Origin of the sequence: Nocardioides sp. (assembly GCF_044226765.1) — a bacterium.
Lineage (GTDB): Bacteria > Actinomycetota > Actinomycetes > Propionibacteriales > Nocardioidaceae > Nocardioides.
Map to the genome: position 1 here is coordinate 183,421 of NZ_JBGAGJ010000007.1, position 18,998 is coordinate 202,418.

The following is an 18,998-nucleotide window of genomic DNA, read 5'->3' on the forward strand; positions in this document are numbered from 1 at the left end:
GTCACAGCGCCTTGAAGTGGTCGAACGGCTCGCGGCAGCTGCGGCACACCCACAGCGACTTGCAGGCCGTCGACCCGAACCGGCTGGACTCCCGGGTGTCGGTCGAGCCGCACTGCGGGCAGCGGACGCTCAACGGCACCGTGACCGGGCCGTCGCCGCGCGGGCCGGGGGGCGCGACGCCGTACGCCGCCAGCTTGGCCTTGGCCTCCGCGCTCATCCAGTCGGTGGTCCACGGCGGGCTCAGCACGAACTCGACGTCGACGTGCTGGTAGCCCGCGCTGAGCAGTGCCTCGACGAGGTCCTCGCTGATCGTCTCCATCGCCGGGCACCCGGAGTAGGTCGGGGTGATCTGCACGTGCACCCGGCCCTGGTCGTCCTCGGTGACGTCGCGCAGGATGCCGAGGTCGGCGATGGTCACCACGGGCAGCTCGGGGTCCGGCAGGTCCGCGACGATCTTCCACGCGCCGGTCACCAGACGGCTCCTGGGTGCGAGCGGTGGAGGTGCTGCATCTCGGCGAGCAGGTAGCCCATCTCCTCGGTGTGGATCCCCTCGCGCCCTCGGCCGCGCACCGGCGTCACGTCGGGCAGCACGAGGGTCGCCTCGGCCACGACCGGCTCCAGCCGCGCCAGCACCGCCGCGCGCAGCGCCGGCGGGTCGGCGGCGACCCCGGACTCGACCAGCCCGGCGTCGACCGGCCCGAACAGCTCCTCGAGGTAGGGCCACTCGGCGTCCAGGCCGGCCTGCATGCGCACGTGCGACTCGTCGGTGCCGTCACCGAGCCGCACGACCCAGCGGGAGGCGTGGTCGAGGTGGTAGGACACCTCCTTGACCGCCTTGCCCGCCACGGCCGCGAGCGTCGGGTCGGTGGAGGCGAGCAGGGCTCCGTAGAGCTCACACTGCCAGGCCGCGAGCAGCAGCAACCGCGCCATCGCGACCCCGAAGTCGGTCTGGGCGCGCTCCACCAGCCAGACGTTGCGGAACTCGCGCTCGTCGCGCAGGTAGGCCAGGTCGTCCTCGCTGCGGCCGTCGCCCTCGACCCGGCCGGCATACGTCAGCAGCGCCCGGGCCTGGCCGAGCTGGTCGAGGCCGATGTTGGCCAGCGCCACGTCCTCCTCCAGCTCCGGCGCACGGCTGATCCACCAGCCCGTCCGCTGCGCGGAGACGAGCGCGTCGTCGGCCAGCGAGACGGTGTAGCCGAACAGTGCGGGTGCCGTCACAGGTGCTCGACCCCCTCCGGCACGTCGTAGAACGTCGGGTGCCGGTAGACCTTGTCGTCGGCCGGGTCGAAGAACGCCTCGCGCGCCCCGGGGTCCGACGCCACGATCTGCGCCGACGGCACGACCCAGAGCGAGACGCCCTCCTGGCGACGGGTGTAGAGATCGCGGGCGTTGCGCAGGGCCATCTCGGCATCGGGGGCGTGCAGGGACCCGACGTGCACGTGCGAGAGCCCACGGCGCGAGCGCACGAAGACCTCCCAGAGCGGCCAGTCCCTCACGCGGCTCCCACCGCCCCCGCGGCCCGGGCGGCCTGCTTCTGCGCGTAGGACGACGCGGCCTCCCGCACCCACGCCCCGTCCTCGTGCGCGCGGACCCGGTGAGCCAGCCGCTGCTGGTTGCACGGCCCGTTGCCCTTGACCACCTCGAAGAGCTCGGTGAAGTCGATCGCGCCGAAGTCGAAGTGACCCCGCTCCTCGTTCCAGCGGATCTCGGGGTCGGGCAGCGTCAGGTCGAGGGCCTGCGCCTGCGGGACGGTCATGTCGACGAAGCGCTGGCGGAGGTCGTCGTTGGAGAACCGCTTGATCCCCCACGCCATCGACTGCGCCGAGTTGGGCGAGGCGTCGTCGGGCGGGCCGAACATCATCAGGGCCGGCCACCAGTAGCGGTCGACCGCGTCCTGTGCCATCGCCTTCTGCGCGGGGGTGCCGTGCGAGAGGGTGTGCAGGATCTCGAAGCCCTGGCGCTGGTGGAACGACTCCTCCTTGCAGATCCGGACCATCGCCCGGCCATAGGGGCCGTAGGAGCAGCGGCACAACGGCACCTGGTTGACGATCGCGGCGCCGTCGACCAGCCAGCCGATCGCGCCGACGTCGGCCCAGGTGAGCGTCGGGTAGTTGAAGATCGAGGAGTACTTCTGCCGGCCGGTGTGCAGCTGGTCGAGCAGATCGGCCCGGTCCACGCCGAGCGTCTCCGCGGCCGCGTAGAGGTAGAGGCCGTGCCCGGCCTCGTCCTGCACCTTCGCCATCAGCACCGCCTTGCGGCGCAGGCTCGGCGCGCGGCTGATCCAGTTGCCCTCCGGCTGCATGCCGATGATCTCGGAGTGGGCGTGCTGGGCGATCTGGCGCACGAGCGTGCGGCGGTAGCCGTCGGGCATCTCGTCCCGGGGCTCCACCCTGCCGTCATCGGCGAGGAGGTCATCGAAGGCCACTCGCAGACGGTACCCGAGGTTGTTACAGATGTCTGCACTGTCGTCATCTGGGTGTCACAGATCGAGGGTCTGGTCGGCCCCGCTGACAAGATGGCCGGCATGAGCGACGTCTCCGTGCGGGTGGCCTGGGCCGACGACGCCGCCGCGATCGCCGAGCTGCAGCTGCGGACCTGGCGCGCGGCGTACGCCGGGCTGCTTCCGCCGGACGCGCTGCCCGCCGACGTGGAGGGGGCCGCCGCGGCCTGGCACGCGGCGCTGACCCGGCCCGGCGACGCCCGGAACCGGGTCCTGGTGGCACTCGAGCGCAACCGTGTGGTGGGCTTCGCGATCACCTCCCCCGCCGGCGACCCCGACTGCGACCCGGTCGCCGACGGGGAGCTGGCGGAGCTGACCGTCGACCCCGGCGAGCGCGGCAAGGGGCACGGGTCCCGCCTGCTGCAGGCTGCCGTCGACACGATGCGTGCCGACCGGTTCAGCCGCGGCGTGCTGTGGGCGATCGCGTCCGACGACGAGCTCCGGGCGTTCCTCACCGCGGCCGGCTGGGCGCCCGACCAGGCGCACCGCGAGCTCGCCCTCGACGAGGCCGGCGGGACCACCGTCAAGCAGGTCCGCCTGCACACGGCGCTCTAGACCTGGACCTCCCGCACCGTCGCTGGATCGTTCACAGGGACCTCCCAGGCGCCTCCCCCTTGATTTCCCGGGAGCGAGGGTCACGATGGATCTCGTGTTCGGTCCACTGCCCCCGCTCCACCGCCGCCTGGTGGTGGTCACGTCGATGGTCGTGGGCATGCTCTCCGGGATCTGGCTGGTCTCCGTGACCGGCGTCCCCGCGCTGATCGCAGGTGGGATCGGTTGGGGACTGCTCACCGGGCTGCTGCTCACCTATGTGCTGCTGCACGACTTCCGCCACCGTCCGCAGCCGGTCCGCATCCGGCGGCGCTGACCGCGCAGGCCCGCTCCGTCGCCTAGCCTGCGTCGGGTGACCGACGCTCCCCTCGACCCGCGCGAGCGGTCGTCGATCATCCGCGACAGCCTCGGTGTGGGACTCGCCACCGGCGCGTACGGCGTCAGCTTCGGCGCTGTCTCGGTCGCGTCCGGGCTCACCGTGGCCCAGACGTGCGCGCTCTCGCTGCTGGTGTTCACCGGCGCCAGCCAGTTCGCGCTGGTGGGAGTCGTCGCTGCCGGTGGTGCGCCGCTCTCCGGGGCGATGACGGCCCTGCTGCTCGGCACGCGCAACACCCTCTACGGCCTCCGCCTCGCGCCGACCCTCGCGTGGCGCGGCCTGCGACGCGCGCTGGCGGCACACGTCGTGATCGACGAGTCCACCGCGATGTCCATCACCCGCGAGAGCCAGGAGGCCGCCCGGCTGGGGTTCCTCGTGACCGGGTGGTCGGTCTTCGTCCTCTGGAACGCCGCGACGCTCGCCGGCGCCCTCGCCGGCAACGCCCTGGGAGACCCGCGCCGCTACGGCCTCGACGCCGCCGTGGGTGCGGCGTTCCTCGCCCTGCTCTGGCCCCGGCTGCGGCAGCCGCGGAACCGGTGGGTCGCGGTCGCGGCGGCCGCCGTCGCGCTCCTGACGGTCCCGTTCGTGCCCGCCGGCATGCCGGTGCTCGCCGCGGCCGGCGTGGCCCTGCTGGTCGGCGCGCTGACCCCGGAGCCCGGCTCGTGATGTGGGCGGCCGTCCTCGGCACGGCGCTCGGGTGCTACCTGCTCAAGCTGGCCGGGCTCTCGGTCCCACCCCGGGTGCTCGAGCACCGGATCGTCGCCCGGGTGGCCGACCTGATCCCGGTCGCGCTGCTCGCGGCCTTGGTGGCCGTGCAGACCTTCTCCCGGGGCCACCAGATCGTCGTCGACGCCCGGGCGGTCGGACTGGCGGCCGCGGTGGTGCTGCTGACGCTGCGGGCGCCGTTCCTCGTGGTCGTCTTCGGTGCCGCGCTCGTCGCCGCGGGCGTCCGGCTGCTGTAGCTGTCGCCGGCCCGGGCCGGCGACAGCGGCGGTCGAGCCACCGAGGCCGGTCAGGCGGGCGGTCGAGCCGCTCCGGGCGGGCGGGGCACAGGGGCCCACGCGTTCCGTGGCGCGTGGACCCCTGTGCGACGGAGTGGCTGCCCGACGCCCGAGCGGTCAGCCGACGCCGACCGCGCTCCAGGCCGCGGCGACCGCGTTGTACTGCGTGCTGCCCTGGCCGTAGAGGTCCTTGGCGGCGTTGAGGGTGGCGGTGCGGGCACCGGCGTAGTTGGTGCTGGACGTCATGTAGACCGTCAGCGCGCGGTACCAGATCCGCGCTGCGGCGTCGCGGCCGATGCCGGTCACCGTCGAGCCGTTGCAGGTCGGGCTGTTGTACGAGACGCCGTTCAGGGTCTTGGCGCCCGACCCCTCGGACAGCAGGTAGAAGAAGTGGTTGCCGATGCCCGAGGAGTAGTGGACGTCGACGTTGCCGGCCGAGGACGTCCAGCAGTTCAGCGAGCTGCCGTCGGAGGCCGGGTTGTCCATGCGGCGGAAGCCGACGTGCTTCTTGAGATCGAACTCCTCGCCGATCAGGTAGTCGCCCGGGTCGTTCGGGTTGGCGGCGAAGAACTCGACCATCGTGCCGAAGATGTCCGAGGTCGCCTCGTTGAGGCCGCCGGACTCACCGGAGTAGGTCAGCCCCGCGGTGTTCTCGGTGACGCCGTGGCTCATCTCGTGACCCGCGACGTCGAGGGAGACCAGCGGGCCGTAGTTGGTGCCGTCCCCGTCGCCGTAGGTCATCTTGGTGCCGTCCCAGAACGCGTTGACGTACTTGCTGCCGTAGTGGACCCGGTTGTAGGAGCCGGCCCCGTTGCCGAAGATGCCGTCGCGGTTGAACGTCTGCTTGTAGAAGTCCCAGGTCTCGTTGCTGCCGTACTGCGCGTCCGCGCCGGCGCTGGCCCGGTTGCTCGTGGTGCCGTTGCCGAAGGTCGTGGTGCTGGAGGTGATCAGCGTGCCGGTGGAGCAGTTGATGCCGAGCAGCTGGCAGGCGTAGGAGTCGGACTTGTTGTTCATGTCCGTCGTGTAGGTGTTGCCGCGGACGCCGTCGTTCTTCAGCTGGTACGTCGCGCCGGACTTGGTGACGCTGAGCGGGACGGTGCCGCTGTAGAGCGTCTGGCCCGAGCCGTCGACGGTCTCGATCTGCTGCTCGCGCCGGATCACCGCGCCGGTCCGGGCGTCGACGTAGGTCGCCAGCCGGCTCGGGGTGCCGTCGTGCTGGAAGCCGCCGGTGAGGACCTCCCAGGCCAGGCGCGGGGTGCCGGAGGTGGCGTCGACGACCAGGCGGGCGGACCGGGCCTGGCGCGCGGGCACCCGGGCAGCGGCGGCGCGGGTCACCGCGGGCGTCGTGGAGACGCGCACCGCGCGGTCGAGCGTCTGGCTCACGCCGCGGTAGGCGCCGCTCGCGCCCTGGTGCACGACCAGGTCACCGCCGAGCACCGGGAGGCCGTCGTACGTGCGCTGCATCCGCACGTGGGTCGCACCACTGGGGTCGGTGATGCGGTCGGTGACGGTGAAGGCCGTGCCCGCGCTCGCGAGGGCGGCGCCGGGGTGCTGGAGCAGCGCGGCGACGGGGCCGGGACGGGCCGGCGGGGCGGCGGCCTGGCTCCCCCCGGTCTGGACGCCGACGGTCGCGACGGCGAGGACGGCAAGGGATGCGACACCCGAGATCTTGCGCATGTGGGTCCTTTTCGGTGGGGGCGGTGGTGCTGCGGTAGCGGCACCCTCACCCGCTACCAACGACCGACTCAACCGACGGCTACCTGCGGATCCGTGCATTGCACGAACCTGCAGGTCCAGACGTCGACCCCGGACGCCTCAGGGCACCTCAGGGCAGGTCGAGGAGCTCCTCCAGCCCGACCGTCAACCCCGGGCGGTCGGCGATGGTCCGCAGGCCGAGCAGCACACCCGGCGTGAACGACGCGCGGTCCATCGAGTCGTGGCGGATCGTGAGCGTCTCCCCCGCCCCGCCGAGGACGACCTCCTGGTGGGCCACCATCCCCCGCACCCGCAGGCCGTGCACGTGGATCCCGTCGACCTCGGCACCGCGCGCGCCCGGCAACGCGGTGCTCGTCGCGTCCGGCACGGGTCCCAGGCCGGCCTCCCGGCGGGCGGCGGCCACCAGCTGCGCGGTGCGGCGCGCGGTGCCGGACGGAGCGTCCGCCTTGGTCGGGTGGTGCATCTCGACGATCTCCACGGACTCGTAGTGCGGCGCTGCGATCGTGGCGAAGCGCATCATCAAGATCGCGCCGATCGAGAAGTTGGGGGCCACCAGGACCCCGGCGCGCGGCCGGTCGCCGAGCCACCGGCGCAACGTCGCGAGCCGCTCGTCGTCGAAGCCGGTGGTGCCGACCACGGCGTGGATGCCGTGGTCGATGCAGAGCTCGAGGTGGTCCATGACCACGTCCGGGTGCGTGAAGTCGACGACGGCCTCCGCCCCGGAGGCGACCAGCGCCCCGACGTCGTCGCCGGCGTCGATCTCGGCCACCAGCTCGAGGTCCTCGGCGGCAGCGACCGCACGGCACACCTGGGTGCCGACCTTGCCCCGCGCTCCCAGCACACCCACCTTCGTCACGCCGGCCAACCTACCGTTGCTGCCGGGGGACGGTCCGGTCTGGCAGGCTGGGCGCATGGTGCTGCAGACCATCCCGCCCCGGATCGCCTGGGCGGTGGACGTGATGGACGTCCAGCCGAACGACTCCATCCTCGAGATCGGGTGCGGACCCGGGGCGGCGGCGGAGCTGATCTGCGAGAAGCTCGAGACCGGCAAGCTCTTCGCCATCGACCGCTCCGAGTCCGGCGTCGACCGCACCAAGCGACGCTGCGCGCGGTTCGTGGAGTCCGGCCGGCTCACCGTCCGCCAGATCGACCTGGCCACGTTGCGGGTCCCGGTCAAGCGGCTGACGAAGGTCTTCGCCTTCAACGTCAACCTGTTCTGGGTGCGCGGGTGCGCCGACGAGGTGGCCCTGCTCCACGAGCGGGTGGTCCCGGGCGGCGCGGTGTTCCTCTTCTTCGAGGCCACCCGGTCCGAGCTGGTGCCGACCATCGTGAAGAAGGCGTCGGCCGCCCTCGTCGAGGGCGGTTTCCGCGTGTCGGTGGTGGAGCAGAAGGCGCCGCCGGTCATCGGCCTGATCGGGCGTCGCTGAAGGTTATTTCCTGAAGCAGTCTTGCATTAGGCAATTACCTGAACTAAGCTCCTGTCATGGCCGTGATCGTGCTCACCGTCGACCAGCGCGACAGCCGCCGCTCCCCCGACCGGGTCGCGGCGACGGTCGCGGCGCTGGCAGGCGTGCCGACGCTGCGGCCCTTCGAGCAGACGGTCGGCGACGAGTTCCAGGGCGTGCTGGACGACCCCGCGGCGCTCGCGCCGGCGGCCGAGTCGCTGCTGCGCGACGGCGGGTGGCACGTCGGGATCGGCGCCGGCGAGGTCGAGGAGCCGCTCCCGCCACACGCCCGCGCCGGACGCGGCCCGGCGTACCTGCTGGCGCGCGAGGCGGTGACCGCGGCCAAGAACAGCCCCTGGCACCTGCGGGTCCGAGGCGACGACCCTGCGGCGCGCGCCCTGGAGACGACGCTGTGGCTGTGGGCGGCCGTCCTGGCCCGGCGCACCCCCCGCGGCTGGGAGGTCGCCGACCTCGTCGCCGACGGCCTGTCGTACGACGAGGTCGCCCGACGGCTCGGCATCACCCCCTCCGCGGTCAGCCAGCGCGCCCAGGCCGCCGGCATCGTCGAGTCGCGACGCGCCCGCGAGCTCGCCACCGACCTCACCGCCCGGCTGCTCGGGAAGGAGCCCGCATGAGTCCCTCCGACTACGGCACCCTGTTGCTGGTGCTGCTCACCTTCGGCGTGGCCGCCGGCCTCCTCGCCTGGCTGGCTCCCGCGGCCCGCCGGATCTGGGCGCCCGCCACCCTGCTCCTGCTGGTCGCCGCGGGAGCGGTCGCCGCCACGCCGTCGTCCGTCGACGTCGAGAGCGGCGGCGCGACGGTCGTGCTGGTCGTGCTCGGCGGCCTGCTCGCGATCGTCGGGGGCGGGCCGCTGACCGCGCTGGTCTTCGACCTCGTCGACCGCCGCGAGCGACCCGCGGCAGCCGGCCACGGTGCCGACCCGCCCGACACCTCCCTCGGGGACGCGATCACCAGCGCCGGGCACGTCCTGCGCGGCGGTGCCTGGATCGGCGCGCTGGAGCGCGTCGCGATCTACGCGGCCCTGGTCGCGGGCTGGCCCGCAGGCCTGGCGGTCGTGCTGGCCGTCAAGGGCCTGGGCCGCTACCCCGAGCTCCGCGCCGGCGAGGACGGCGTGCGCACCGGCGCTGCGGAGCGCTTCATCATCGGCACCTTCGCCAGCGTGCTCTGGGCCTGCGCGTGCGCCGGAGTGGTCCTGCTCGTCGGGTAGACCCGGCCGGCGGCCTGCCCCAGCGCCCACGTCGGGACCAAGGTCCCGGGAACTGGTCCAGCCGGCCCTGGCGCGGGGCTGACCTGCTCCGACCGAATCCCGGGGTTCTCACCCGTCGAGGTGAGGTGGGTGGGAGGATCCGAGGAGGACGCGACGCGGACGAGGAGGGTGCAGGTGCTCCAGCAGCCGGACCTGGCGCAGGACCTGTCGGTGGTGACGAGCGTGGCCGAGCTCGCCGAGGTCATCCGCCGCGCCGCCCGGGCCGCCGCCGACGCCGACGGTGCGACGTTCGTCCTCAAGGAGGACGACCGCTGCTTCTACGTCGACGAGGACAGCATCGCCCCGCTCTGGAAGGGCCAGCGGTTCCCGATCACCTCCTGCATCTCGGGGTGGGCGATGCTCCACGACAGCGTCGTCGCGATCGAGAACATCTCCGAGGACGCCCGGATCCCCCAGGACGCCTACCAGCCCACCTACGTCCGCAGCCTGCTGATGGTCCCCGTCGGGCGGGGGACGCCCGCGGCTGCGATCGGCGTGTACTGGGCGCGCCACCACCACGCGACCGACGAGGAGAAGCACCGCGTGCTCGCCGTCGCCGACGCCGCCGCCGAGGTCCTCGACCGGATCGGCCTGGACTCCGCGCCGTGGGCACCCAGCTTCTCCAAGAGCTGATCGGGCCGGCTCGGTCCACCCGGCTGGTCGTCGTACCGGTCTAGTCCGATCGCACCAGTTCGGGAGGCCGTGGGTCCTCGACGCGCCCAAAAGCGTGCTGCGGGAGCGACGGAGCCGTACGTTGCTGGTGTCGCGCCCTCCCCCGGCGCGAGCACCTCGCTCTCGGAAGCCCGGAGATGACCGACACGACCCTCGCCCGCCCGGAACCGGCCAGCCCGCAGCACAGCGATCGCCCCCGCCGACCGGGACGGCTGCACGGCGCGGCGCCCCGGGCCGGTGGCCCGGCACCGGTCGCCCTCGGCACGGCCGACCTGCACCTGGCGCGCCGCTTCAGCTTCGGCGTCACCCCCGCCCTGGCCTCCGCGGTCAAGGACGCCCGCTTCGAGAGGATCGGCACCACGGCGAGCGGGCAGCCGAGGTACAAGTACCGCGGCGGCCCCGCCTGGATCCGTCAGCAGCTCACGCCGGCCTCGGTCGCCGACCCGGTCGGCGACGCGATCGACAGCAGCTGGTTCCCCCACCTCCGGCTGTCGCCACGCGCGCTCTGGGACCTCGACCAGCGCCAGGACGACGGGGCCGTCTACATCGGCGACGTGATGACCGAGCTGAGCCGGTGGACGGTGTCGCGGCGGGTGCACAGCACCCGGCAGCTGCACGAGGTGATGGTCGACTTCTGGTCCAACCTGCTGCACGTGCCCCTCTACGCGAACGAGTCGCAGTTCTGGCGCGTCTCCTACGACCAGATGATCAGGAAGTACGCGTTCACCACCTTCGAGCAGCTGCTGCAGCACTCGATCACCCACCCGGCGATGGGGCTCAACCTCGGCAACGCGTACTCCAGCGCCGACGACCTCAACGAGAACCTGGGGCGCGAGGTGCTCGAGCTGCACACCGTCGGCGTCGACGCCGGCTACACCCAGGACGACGTCGTCACGTCGGCGCTGATCATCACCGGCTACCGCGTCGACGTGTGGAACGACTTCGACCACGCCTACGACCGGCACTCCCACGCACGCGGCAAGGTCCGGCTGGTCGCCGACCCGATCGACCATCCCGACCTCGTCTTCACCAGGACCCTCAGCAACAGGACGGACGCGGCCGCGCAGGCGGACACCCGCGCGTACCTGTCCTACCTCGCCCACCACCCGACCACGGCGCGGCGGATCGCCCGCCGCCTGTGCGTGAAGTTCGTCCGCGACGACCCCTCCGACGCCCTCGTCAGCGCGGTCGCCACGGCGTGGACGCGGAGCGGGACCGCGATCAAGCCGACGCTCCTCGCGATGGTGCAGCACCCCGACTTCGCCGTGGCCCGCGGCCTGAAGGTGCGCACGCCGCTGGAGGACTACGTGGCGATGGTGCGGGGCCTCGGCATCACCCTGCGCAAGCCCGGGTCGCCGTACGACTGGGACGACAGCGACGGGGTCGCCCACGCCTACGACTTCGTCAACGCCATGCACGACCAGTACTCCGAGCTCGGGCAGGCCCCCTACGACTGGCCGGAGCCCAACGGCTTCCCGGAGGTGGGCGCCGCCTGGGCCAGTGCCGGCCGGGTGCTGACCGCCTTCGACAAGCACGGCGAGGTGGCGACCGCCTCCTGGCCGTCGCAGGGCGCGACCTGGCTGAAGGACTCGACCCTGCTGCCGCCCCTGCCGGCGACGCTGCAGACGGTCATCGACACCATCGCGCTGCGGGTGGTCGGTCAGAAGGCGGGTCCGAGGGTCAGCGCCGCCGTCGCCGGCCTGGTCGGCAAGCCGCTCACCGCGACGATCCGCAAGGACACGACGTACTACGGCGACTACGGCCGTGGCACCACCCTCGCGACGGCCGTCGCGATCGCCCTGCTCGACTCCCCCCTCCACCTCCACCGGTGAACGACATGGACACCCCTGCTGCGCCCGGAACCGGCCCGGTCCGCGACTGCGGCTGCCCCGAGTTCGAGGGCTTCCGGCTGAGCCGGCGCCGGCTCCTCGGCGCGATGGCGGCCGGCGGCGCACTGGCCACTGCGGGGATGTACAGCGGCGCCTACCGCCAGGTCGCCTACGGTGCCGAGCCCGGCGGCAACGTCCTCGTGGTGCTGTCGATGCGCGGCGGCGCGGACGGCCTGTCGATCGTGGTCCCGCGCAGCACGGAGTACGACCTGCTCGCCGGCTACCGGCCGAGCATCGTCGTCCCCGAGGGACAGCTGTGGGGCGACGACCCCCGGTTCGGCTTCCACCCGGCGCTCAAGGCGGGTCTGGAGGACCTGTGGACCGCGGGCTCGTTCGGCGCGGTGCACGCCGTCGGGCTGCCCGAGTCGAACATGAGCCACTTCGACGCGATGGTCGAGATCGAGGAGGCGACACCGGGGTCGGACCAGCGGGTGGGCTGGATCAACCGGATGGTCGGTCTCGACGCGGCGAACGGCCCCGAGACCGCCGTCGAGATCGGCGACGCGATGCTGCCGACCTCGCTGATGGGGCCGGCGAACGCGCTCGCCGCCTACGGGGTGGCCGACCTCTCGGTGCGGTCGCTGGGCACGGCCGGTGAGCGGGCCGAGGCGCTCAAGGCGATGTGGAAGGACGACCCACGGCTGCTGGGCGGCAGCGTGCGCACCGCGATGAAGGCGCTCGACACCTTCGCCCCGCTGGTGGCGGCGGCCGACTCCGACCCCTCCGAGGTCCACCGCGATCTCTACCCCGGCTACGCCGGGTACGACGACTGGGGACCGCTCAAGGACGTGCTGGCCAACACGGCGGCGCTGATCCGCGCCGACCTGGGCACCTCGATGATCACCATCGACTACGGCGACTGGGACATGCACGTCGGCCTGAGCGACGGCTCCCTGGACCCCGGCACCGACTGGATGGCCGCGCAGCTGGACCACCTGGGCGGCTCGCTCAAGGCGTTCTTCGCCGACCTCGGCGCACACGCCGGCCGGGTCACGGTGGTCACCATGAGCGAGTTCGGCCGCCGGGTCGACGAGAACGGCGACCACGGGCTCGACCACGGCTACGGCAACGTGATGCTGCTCCTCGGCGCCGGCGTGGCCAAGGGCGTGCACGGCTCCTTCCCCGGCCTCACCACGCTGGACCCCGACAACAACCTGATTGCCGACAAGGACTTCCGCGACATCTTGTGGGAGGTCACCACCGCCCGGTTGGGGATCTCCGAGTCCGACCGGACGACGGTGTTCCCGGGCCTGGGCCCGGTCACCCCGATCGGCCTGATGACCTGAGCGGCGCTGGCAGGCCCGGGCCAGGACGGCTCGGCCCCGTCGTCGCCCCGCCGCAGGTTCATCACGGGATGGAGGAGAGCCTGCACCTCCCACGTCCTGCCCACCACGGGAAGTGCAGGTTCAACAACAGACCTGATGCAACCGCACCGGACCGACCACCGGGACAGCCCGGACCTGACCTGCCGGGCGACTGGCCCCACCGGGTGGTGGCGCGACCCGAGCACGCATGCAACCGTGGAGCCGCCCCGTGCGTCTCGTTCCCACCAGCACCTCTCACGAAGGAAGAACCCATGCGCCCCATCGCTGCTGCCGCCGCCGTCGCCACCGGTGCCCTCGTCCTCGGCCTGGCGGGTCCCGCCCACGCCGCCCTCTACGGCATCGACGACCCCCAGGAGACCGGCCGCGGGTACGACGTGCTCGCGCTGTCGGTGAACAACGGCGCGCGCAACCTGACCGTCACCACCCAGCACGTGGACCTGCGCCGCAACCCGCGGTCGGGCACCGGTGCCGCGATCTTCGTCGACACCGACCGGACCGACCCCGGCCCCGAGTTCGTCTTCGTCGGGGGCTACTTCGACGGCACCGACTACGCCCTGCTCCACACCGAGGGCTTCGCCCGCTCGACCTGGGGGTCGCCGGTCGAGGACGGCGACTACCGGCTGCGGCTGAACTACCGGAAGGACCGCGCACGCGTCGTGATCTCGCAGGCCGCCCTCGGCGAGCCCCGCAAGGTGCGCGTCTCGGTCCGCGCCTCGGGCAACCGCGGTCCGGTGGACTGGGTCGGGAAGCCGCGCAGCTACAGCCTCTGGCTCACCCGGGGCTGAGATCCGCCGGGCCGCCGCATGCCCGGCGGCCCGGCGGTCAGGTCCGACACGGAGCCGCTGACCCGGCCCGCTGACGAACGGCGGTCTCCCGTCAGAGCATGCTCATGCCGTCGCCGACGAGCTTGGCGCCGATGACGAGCAGCAGGACGGCCATGATCACTGCGTTGTGCTCCACCATCCAGGTCTTCAGGTCCGCCAGGATCGCCTCGGCCCGGTCACCCGTGGTCAGGTAGACGACCACCGGCGCAGCCACGCCGATCGTGGCGACCACGGCGAAGACCACGGCGGCGACCACCGCGGCGGACACGTCGTCCGGCGCCGCGGTCGCGATCGCGGCGCCACCCGACAGGCAGAGCACCAGGTTCTTCGGGTTCACCACGGCGAGCAGGACGGCCAGGCCGGCCGCGCGCAGCGGGGTGAAGCCGTCCACTGCCGCCATCCAGCGGGGCGGCGGCTCCGGCTCGGCACCGTGCCGAGGACGTCCACGCCACCGGCGTACGGCGAGCAGCAGGAGCACGACGCCGAGCACGACCTCCCCCCAGCCGCTCCCCGACGACGATCCGCCGTCGCCGGTGGCGGTGCCGGCGACCAGCGCCACCGCGAGCGTCAGGGCACCGATCGCCACGAACCAGGTGCCGACGAACGCGACCGCGTTGGCCCGCGCCCGACCGCTGACCAGCATCAGGATCACCGCCACGACGGGCAGCGGGCTGACCATCACGCCGACGGCGATGGGCAGCGACTGCCCGACGGCCGCGTTCACGGGGTGACGATCGCGAAGTCAGGGTCACCGGGATCGAGCACGGCCACCAGCCGCATCAGCGCGGACACGTCGCCGGCCAGCTCGACCCCGGCGTCGCCGAACCCGTCCGGGGAGAGCATCCCGAGCGCCAGCAGCGGCAGCGAGGTGCGGGTCGCGGTCAGCGTGAGGTCGGCGTCCCCTGCCTGGGGCCGGTCGGTGTGCGTGAGGACCCCGTTGGCGAGCCGGAGCCGGTAGCGCTCGTCGGAGTCGGTGAGCACGACGTCGATGCTCAGCCGCTCGTCCCAGGCCCGCGGCCCGTTCACCTGGATCGCGAGGGCGTCGAAGAGCATCGCCGGCGTCAGCTGGCCGACGATGTCGGCGGCAGAGGTCTGCGTCGGCGTGCCGAACGAACCCTCCCGCAGCTCGTGGGCGCCGGAGAGGTAGAAGTCGCGCCAGGTGCCGTTCTCCGAGCCGTACCCGAGCTGCTCGTAGGTGTCGGCGAGCAGCGCCCGAGCCTCCGCGTGCTCCGGCTCGGCGAAGACCGCGTGGTTGGCGAGCTCGGCCGCCCACCGGAGGTCACCGGCGTCGAAGGCCTCGCTGGCCCGCTCGACGACGACGTCCACCCCGCCCATCGCCTCGACGTAGCGGCGCGCCCGCTCGACCGGGGGGTGCTCCCACAGGTGCGCCGGGTTGCCGTCGAACCAGCCGAGGTAGCGCTGGTAGACGGCCTTGACGTTGTGGCTGACCGAGCCGTAGTAGCCGCGGGCGTGCCAGGTGTCCTCCAGCACCGGCGGCAGCTGGATCGCCTCCGCGATCTCGGCCCCGACCAGTCCCTGGTTCAGCATCCGGAGGGTCTGGTCGTGGAGGTACTTGTAGAGGTCGCGCTGCAGCGACAAGAACTCCACGACGCGGTCGTTGCCCCAGGTCGGCCAGTGGTGCGAGGCGAAGACCACCTCGACCTCGGGGCCGAAGAGGTCGATGGTCTCGGTGAGGTAACCGGCCCAGCCGTGCGGGTCGCGGACGACCGCACCGCGCAGGGTGAGCAGGTTGTGCAGGACGTGGGTCGCGTCCTCAGCCGAGCAGAGCGCCCGGTGGTCGGGCAGGTAGATCAGGAACTCCGAGGGAGCCTCCGTGTCGGGCGCCATCTGGAAGACCATGCGCACCCCGTCCACGACCTCCTCGTGGCCGGTCGTGGTCACCACGTCGCTCGGGGCGAGCAGCGAGACCGTGCCCGTGGACACGGTCTGTCCGAGACCGCAGCCGACCTGCCCGCGGGGGTTGCGGGGCAGCGCCGCGCCGTACATGTAGCCGGCCCGCCGGCTCATCGCGATGCCGGCGTAGATGTTCTCGGCGACCGAGTGCTGGACGAACCCCTCCGGCGCGAAGAGCCGCACGGACCCGCTGGCGACCTCCTCGGCCGACACGAAGCCCCGGACCCCGCCGAAGTGGTCGGCGTGGGAGTGGGTGATCACGACCGCCTTCACCGGCCGGTCGCCCCGGTGCCTGCGGTAGAGCGCGAGCGCCGCGGCACCGGTCTCGACCGAGAGCAGCGTGTCGATCACCACCACGCCCTCGTCGCCCTCCACGAAGGTCACGTTGGACAGGTCCAGGCCGCGCACCTGGTAGATCCCCGGCACGACCTCGAACAACCCACTGATCGCCGCGAGCTGCGACTGCCGCCACAGGCTGGGGTGCACGGTGTCCGGCGCATCGCCCTGGAGGAAGTCGTAGGTCGAGGCGTCCCAGACGACCCGCCCGTCGGCCGCGAGCACCGGCCCCTCGAGCGGCGCGACGAACCCGCGCCGGGCGTCCTCGAAGTCTCGCCCGTCGGCGAACGGGAGCGTGTCGAGCGCCTCCTGGTGCTGGGCACGGACCGAGGCGGTGGCGTCCTTGGGAGCAGCGGGATCGGTGGTCATGGTGACCAGCCTCCAGGCGACTCGCACCGACGGCTTCCCCTGAATCGGACCAGACGACCCGGCCCCGGGTGCTATGCAGGGCCATGACCCGACGACGGACGCACGTGCTGGTCACCGTCCTCGTCGCGCTCGTCGGGCTCGGTCTGGTCGGCCTCCTCGCCCTGCGCCTCCTGTCCGACTCGGTCCTGCGCCAGCTCACCGACGGCCGGCTCGAGGGCGCCGACTACTGGACCGCGGAGCCCGAGATCCTCTCCGCGGGCCTCGGGTTCGACGGCATCATCGGCCTGTCCCGGCTCGACGAGGAGACCGTCCGAGACGCCGGCGGCTCCTGGTACGGGAGCCTGACGTGCAGCGACGGGTCGGACCCGACCGACAAGAACCGGACGTCGGCCGCGACCACGTCGACCGTCGAGAGCGCCTACGAGGGCGGCGGCGACGTCGATCACGATGACGGGCTCCCGGTGGTCTTCAGCTGGCCGGTCGCGACCGAGACGGTCGATCCCACCGACTTCCGGCTCACCTTGAACACCGGCGCGACGGTGTCGCCGCACGCGGCCGGCATGGTCCCCAACTGGGAGCTGGACGAGCGCAACACCGTCGTGCTGTTCGGCGACCTCGGCAACCGGCTGCCGAGCACCGATCCCGGCGCGATCTTCCCCGTGCGGCTGGAGATCGTCGCCGACGACACCCCGCTCGTGCTCGTCGGACCCGGCGGCCGGGAGGTGAGCGCCGTCGGGTTGTCGTGGACGACCCGCACGTCGCCGTACGACTCCGGACCGGTCCTCGTCGGCGCCAAGCTGAACCGGGTGGGGTCCCCACCCGTCGGCGAGGGCGGCGTCGGCCTCCTCGAGCGCTCGGGGACGATGCCGAACGACGAGCTAGCGCTGTACGGCGGCGGCGGCTTCCGGCTGCGCGTCCTGACGTCGGGCGGCTTCTCCCCGGACGGGGTGACCGGTGTGCGCCCCGACGAGTTCGAGGACTTCTTCCGCATCCGCGCCCGCGGCCCGGACGGTCGCACGGTCCTGCTGGAGCACACGGGCGTGGACTACCGGGTCGCCGGCGGAACCCTGCGGGTCGTCGGTCTCGCCGACCTCGGGCGGCGGCGGGACCACTACGACGACTGCTACCAGGAGGACCGCGACAACTACATCGACATCGTCCTCGACGGTGACGAGGCGGCCGCACGCAGCATTGAGGCCGTCGAGATCCCGTCGTCCGCAGGCGGCTACCGCGCGTTCTACAACCCCGGCGGTCCCGGGCCGGAGCCCTTCCCCGGGGTCCGCTACACCGCACCCGGTCCGCCGGATGTCCAGCCGGTGACGATCGCGCTCGACGACCCGATGCGGGTCAGCCGGGACGCGGTGGCGCACGGCCCGACGCCGCGGATCCTGGCGCTCGCGGCTGCGCTCCTCGGCGTCGTCCTGCTGACGGTCGCCTACGCCCGCTGGGGGTGGACCCGGGTCAGGCCGGGCCGACGACCGCAAGCACCTCGGGCCGGGTGAAGACCTCGGCGGCGACCGCACGCACGTCGGCCCGCGTCACCGCGTCGATGCGGGCCATCACCTCGTCGATGCTGAGCAGCTCGTCGTGGACCAGCTCGGCCTTGCCGATGCGCGACATCCGGGACGCGGAGTCCTCCAGCCCGAGGATCAGTCCGCCGCGCAGCTGGCCCTTGCCGCGGGCCAGCTCCTCCTCGGTGATGCCGGCCTCGGCGACCTTCGCGAGCTCGTCGCGGACGACGGCGAGCACCTCGTCCAGCTTCGACGGCAGGCAGCCGACCGAGACGCCGACCAGGCCGGAGTCGGCATGGTGGGAGGAGAACGAGAACACCGAGTAGGCCAGCCCCCGATGCTCGCGCACCTCCTGGAAGAGCCGCGAGGACGTGCCACCGCCGAGCGCGGTGTTGAGGACTCCCAGGGCGAAGCGGCGCTCGTCGTCGCGCACCAGACCCTCCATGCCCAGCACCACGTTGACCTGCTCGAACGGCCGGGTGGCCTCGACCGCGCCCGGGACAACCCGCTTGCGGGTGCCGTGCCGCGGGCGGGCCGGCTCGGCGGTCCCGGCGAGCCAGTCGTTGCGAGCGAACGCTCGCTTGACCTGGCGCACCAGGGCCGCGTGGTCCACGTTCCCGGCCGCCGCCACCACGACGTTGGCGGGCCGGTAGTGGCGGCGGTAGAAGCGCTGGACCTGGGCCCGGCTGAGAGCACGGATCGACGCCTCGGTGCCCGCGATCGGACGACCCAGTGGCGTGTCGCCCCAGGCCTGGGCGGCGAAGAGGTTGTGCACGACGTCGTCCGGGTCGTCGTCGTGCATCGCGATCTCGTCGAGGATGACGTCGCGCTCGGCCTCGACGTCCTCGGCGTGCAGCGTCGAGGCGGTGATCATGTCCCCCAGCACGTCGACCGCCAGCGGCAGGTCCTCGTCCAGCACCCGCGCGTGGAAGCAGGTGTACTCCTTCGCCGTGAAGGCGTTGAACTCGCCCCCGACCGCGTCCAGCGCGATCGAGATGTCGAGCGCCGACCGCTCCGCGGTGCCCTTGAAGAGCAGGTGCTCCAGGAAGTGCGAGCAGCCGTGGAGCGTGGGTGACTCGTCACGCGACCCGACGCCGACCCACACGCCGATCGCGGCGGAGCGGACACCGGCCTGGTGCTCGCTGATCACCCGCAGGCCCGAGGGCAGCACCGTCCGGCGCACCCGGGCCGTCACCTGGCCGTCGGCGTCGCGCTCGGTGAACAGCGTCCGGGTCCCCGGAGAAGGCGGTGACCCGCCAGAAGTCGTCTTCTGGCGGGTCACCGGTGCAGCGGTGGTCACT

General features: G+C 72.7%; 21 protein-coding genes. 12 read left to right on the top strand and 9 right to left on the bottom strand.

The features are described from left to right. Position 1: 1 nt before the first annotated feature. From paaD to paaA, 4 genes are read right to left on the bottom strand one after another with little or no spacing between them, the layout of a single operon-like run. Positions 2-472, bottom strand: coding sequence for a 1,2-phenylacetyl-CoA epoxidase subunit PaaD (gene paaD / locus ACILRH_RS15835; protein ID WP_395694857.1), 471 nt, complete (start codon positions 470-472; stop codon positions 2-4). Next, the gene (paaC, locus tag ACILRH_RS15840) at positions 469-1,218 is read right to left on the bottom strand and encodes a 1,2-phenylacetyl-CoA epoxidase subunit PaaC (RefSeq protein ID WP_395694859.1); all 750 of its coding nucleotides are present in this window, start codon (positions 1,216-1,218) and stop codon (positions 469-471) included. The genes paaD and paaC overlap by 4 nt, the downstream gene beginning before the upstream one ends. Continuing rightward, positions 1,215-1,496, bottom strand: coding sequence for a 1,2-phenylacetyl-CoA epoxidase subunit PaaB (gene paaB, locus ACILRH_RS15845; RefSeq protein WP_395694861.1), 282 nt, complete (start codon positions 1,494-1,496; stop codon positions 1,215-1,217). The genes paaC and paaB overlap by 4 nt, the downstream gene beginning before the upstream one ends. Next, positions 1,493-2,425, bottom strand: coding sequence for a 1,2-phenylacetyl-CoA epoxidase subunit PaaA (gene paaA, locus ACILRH_RS15850; protein ID WP_395694863.1), 933 nt, complete (start codon positions 2,423-2,425; stop codon positions 1,493-1,495). The genes paaB and paaA overlap by 4 nt, the downstream gene beginning before the upstream one ends. Positions 2,426-2,524: 99 nt before the next feature. Between paaA and ACILRH_RS15855 the strand changes: the two genes are divergently transcribed. From ACILRH_RS15855 to ACILRH_RS15870, 4 genes are all read left to right on the top strand, one after another. Then, positions 2,525-3,055 carry a GNAT family N-acetyltransferase gene (locus tag ACILRH_RS15855; protein ID WP_395694864.1) on the top strand — a complete coding sequence of 177 codons (531 nt, stop codon included), beginning with the start codon at positions 2,525-2,527 and terminating at the stop codon, positions 3,053-3,055. Positions 3,056-3,140: 85 nt separating this feature from the next. Further along, positions 3,141-3,368 (top strand): hypothetical protein, encoded by a 228-nt coding sequence (locus tag ACILRH_RS15860; RefSeq protein ID WP_395694866.1) that lies wholly within the window; start codon positions 3,141-3,143, stop codon positions 3,366-3,368. Positions 3,369-3,404: 36 nt separating this feature from the next. Then, positions 3,405-4,094: an AzlC family ABC transporter permease gene (locus tag ACILRH_RS15865; protein ID WP_395694867.1), complete on the top strand. Its 690-nt coding sequence runs from the start codon at positions 3,405-3,407 to the stop codon at positions 4,092-4,094. Further along, positions 4,094-4,390, top strand: coding sequence for an AzlD domain-containing protein (locus ACILRH_RS15870; RefSeq protein ID WP_395694925.1), 297 nt, complete (start codon positions 4,094-4,096; stop codon positions 4,388-4,390). Before ACILRH_RS15865 ends, ACILRH_RS15870 begins: the two co-directional genes overlap by 1 nt. Positions 4,391-4,546: 156 nt before the next feature. Here ACILRH_RS15870 and ACILRH_RS15875 read toward each other — a convergent pair whose 3' ends face one another. Beyond that, a complete protein-coding gene (locus tag ACILRH_RS15875) occupies positions 4,547-6,106 on the bottom strand; it encodes a M4 family metallopeptidase (RefSeq protein WP_395694869.1) in 1,560 nt (519 codons plus the stop codon). 148 nt (positions 6,107-6,254) lie between these two features. Continuing rightward, the gene (gene dapB / locus ACILRH_RS15880) at positions 6,255-7,001 is read right to left on the bottom strand and encodes a 4-hydroxy-tetrahydrodipicolinate reductase (protein WP_395694871.1); all 747 of its coding nucleotides are present in this window, start codon (positions 6,999-7,001) and stop codon (positions 6,255-6,257) included. Positions 7,002-7,056: 55 nt separating this feature from the next. Between dapB and ACILRH_RS15885 the strand changes: the two genes are divergently transcribed. From ACILRH_RS15885 to ACILRH_RS15915, 7 genes are all read left to right on the top strand, one after another. Further along, positions 7,057-7,572 (top strand): class I SAM-dependent methyltransferase, encoded by a 516-nt coding sequence (locus ACILRH_RS15885; RefSeq protein ID WP_395694873.1) that lies wholly within the window; start codon positions 7,057-7,059, stop codon positions 7,570-7,572. Positions 7,573-7,628: 56 nt separating this feature from the next. Next, on the top strand, positions 7,629-8,225 hold the full coding sequence (locus tag ACILRH_RS15890) for a transposase (RefSeq protein ID WP_395694875.1): 597 nt from the start codon (positions 7,629-7,631) through the stop codon (positions 8,223-8,225). After that, entirely contained in the window at positions 8,222-8,818 is a 597-nt protein-coding gene (locus ACILRH_RS15895) for a hypothetical protein (RefSeq protein ID WP_395694877.1), read from the top strand. The genes ACILRH_RS15890 and ACILRH_RS15895 overlap by 4 nt, the downstream gene beginning before the upstream one ends. Positions 8,819-8,992: 174 nt before the next feature. Further along, positions 8,993-9,490, top strand: coding sequence for a GAF domain-containing protein (locus ACILRH_RS15900; protein ID WP_395694879.1), 498 nt, complete (start codon positions 8,993-8,995; stop codon positions 9,488-9,490). A 176-nt stretch (positions 9,491-9,666) separates the two neighbouring features. Beyond that, entirely contained in the window at positions 9,667-11,361 is a 1,695-nt protein-coding gene (locus ACILRH_RS15905) for a DUF1800 domain-containing protein (protein ID WP_395694881.1), read from the top strand. Positions 11,362-11,366: 5 nt separating this feature from the next. Further along, positions 11,367-12,704, top strand: coding sequence for a DUF1501 domain-containing protein (locus ACILRH_RS15910; protein WP_395694883.1), 1,338 nt, complete (start codon positions 11,367-11,369; stop codon positions 12,702-12,704). 290 nt (positions 12,705-12,994) lie between these two features. Beyond that, positions 12,995-13,528, top strand: coding sequence for a hypothetical protein (locus ACILRH_RS15915; RefSeq protein ID WP_395694885.1), 534 nt, complete (start codon positions 12,995-12,997; stop codon positions 13,526-13,528). 91 nt (positions 13,529-13,619) lie between these two features. Here the strand turns inward: ACILRH_RS15915 and ACILRH_RS15920 are convergent, their stop codons facing one another. After that, entirely contained in the window at positions 13,620-14,291 is a 672-nt protein-coding gene (locus tag ACILRH_RS15920) for a GAP family protein (RefSeq protein WP_395694887.1), read from the bottom strand. Then, positions 14,288-16,186, bottom strand: a complete 1,899-nt coding sequence (locus tag ACILRH_RS15925) for an alkyl/aryl-sulfatase (RefSeq protein ID WP_395694888.1) — start codon at positions 16,184-16,186, stop codon at positions 14,288-14,290. Before ACILRH_RS15925 ends, ACILRH_RS15920 begins: the two co-directional genes overlap by 4 nt. An 83-nt stretch (positions 16,187-16,269) precedes the next feature. Between ACILRH_RS15925 and ACILRH_RS15930 the strand changes: the two genes are divergently transcribed. Next, positions 16,270-17,688, top strand: coding sequence for a hypothetical protein (locus ACILRH_RS15930; protein WP_395694890.1), 1,419 nt, complete (start codon positions 16,270-16,272; stop codon positions 17,686-17,688). Here the strand turns inward: ACILRH_RS15930 and ACILRH_RS15935 are convergent. Next, positions 17,648-18,979, bottom strand: a complete 1,332-nt coding sequence (locus ACILRH_RS15935) for a M16 family metallopeptidase (RefSeq protein WP_395694892.1) — start codon at positions 18,977-18,979, stop codon at positions 17,648-17,650. The two genes, ACILRH_RS15930 and ACILRH_RS15935, sit on opposite strands and share 41 nt — an antisense overlap. Between the last annotated feature and the right edge of the window lie 19 nt (positions 18,980-18,998).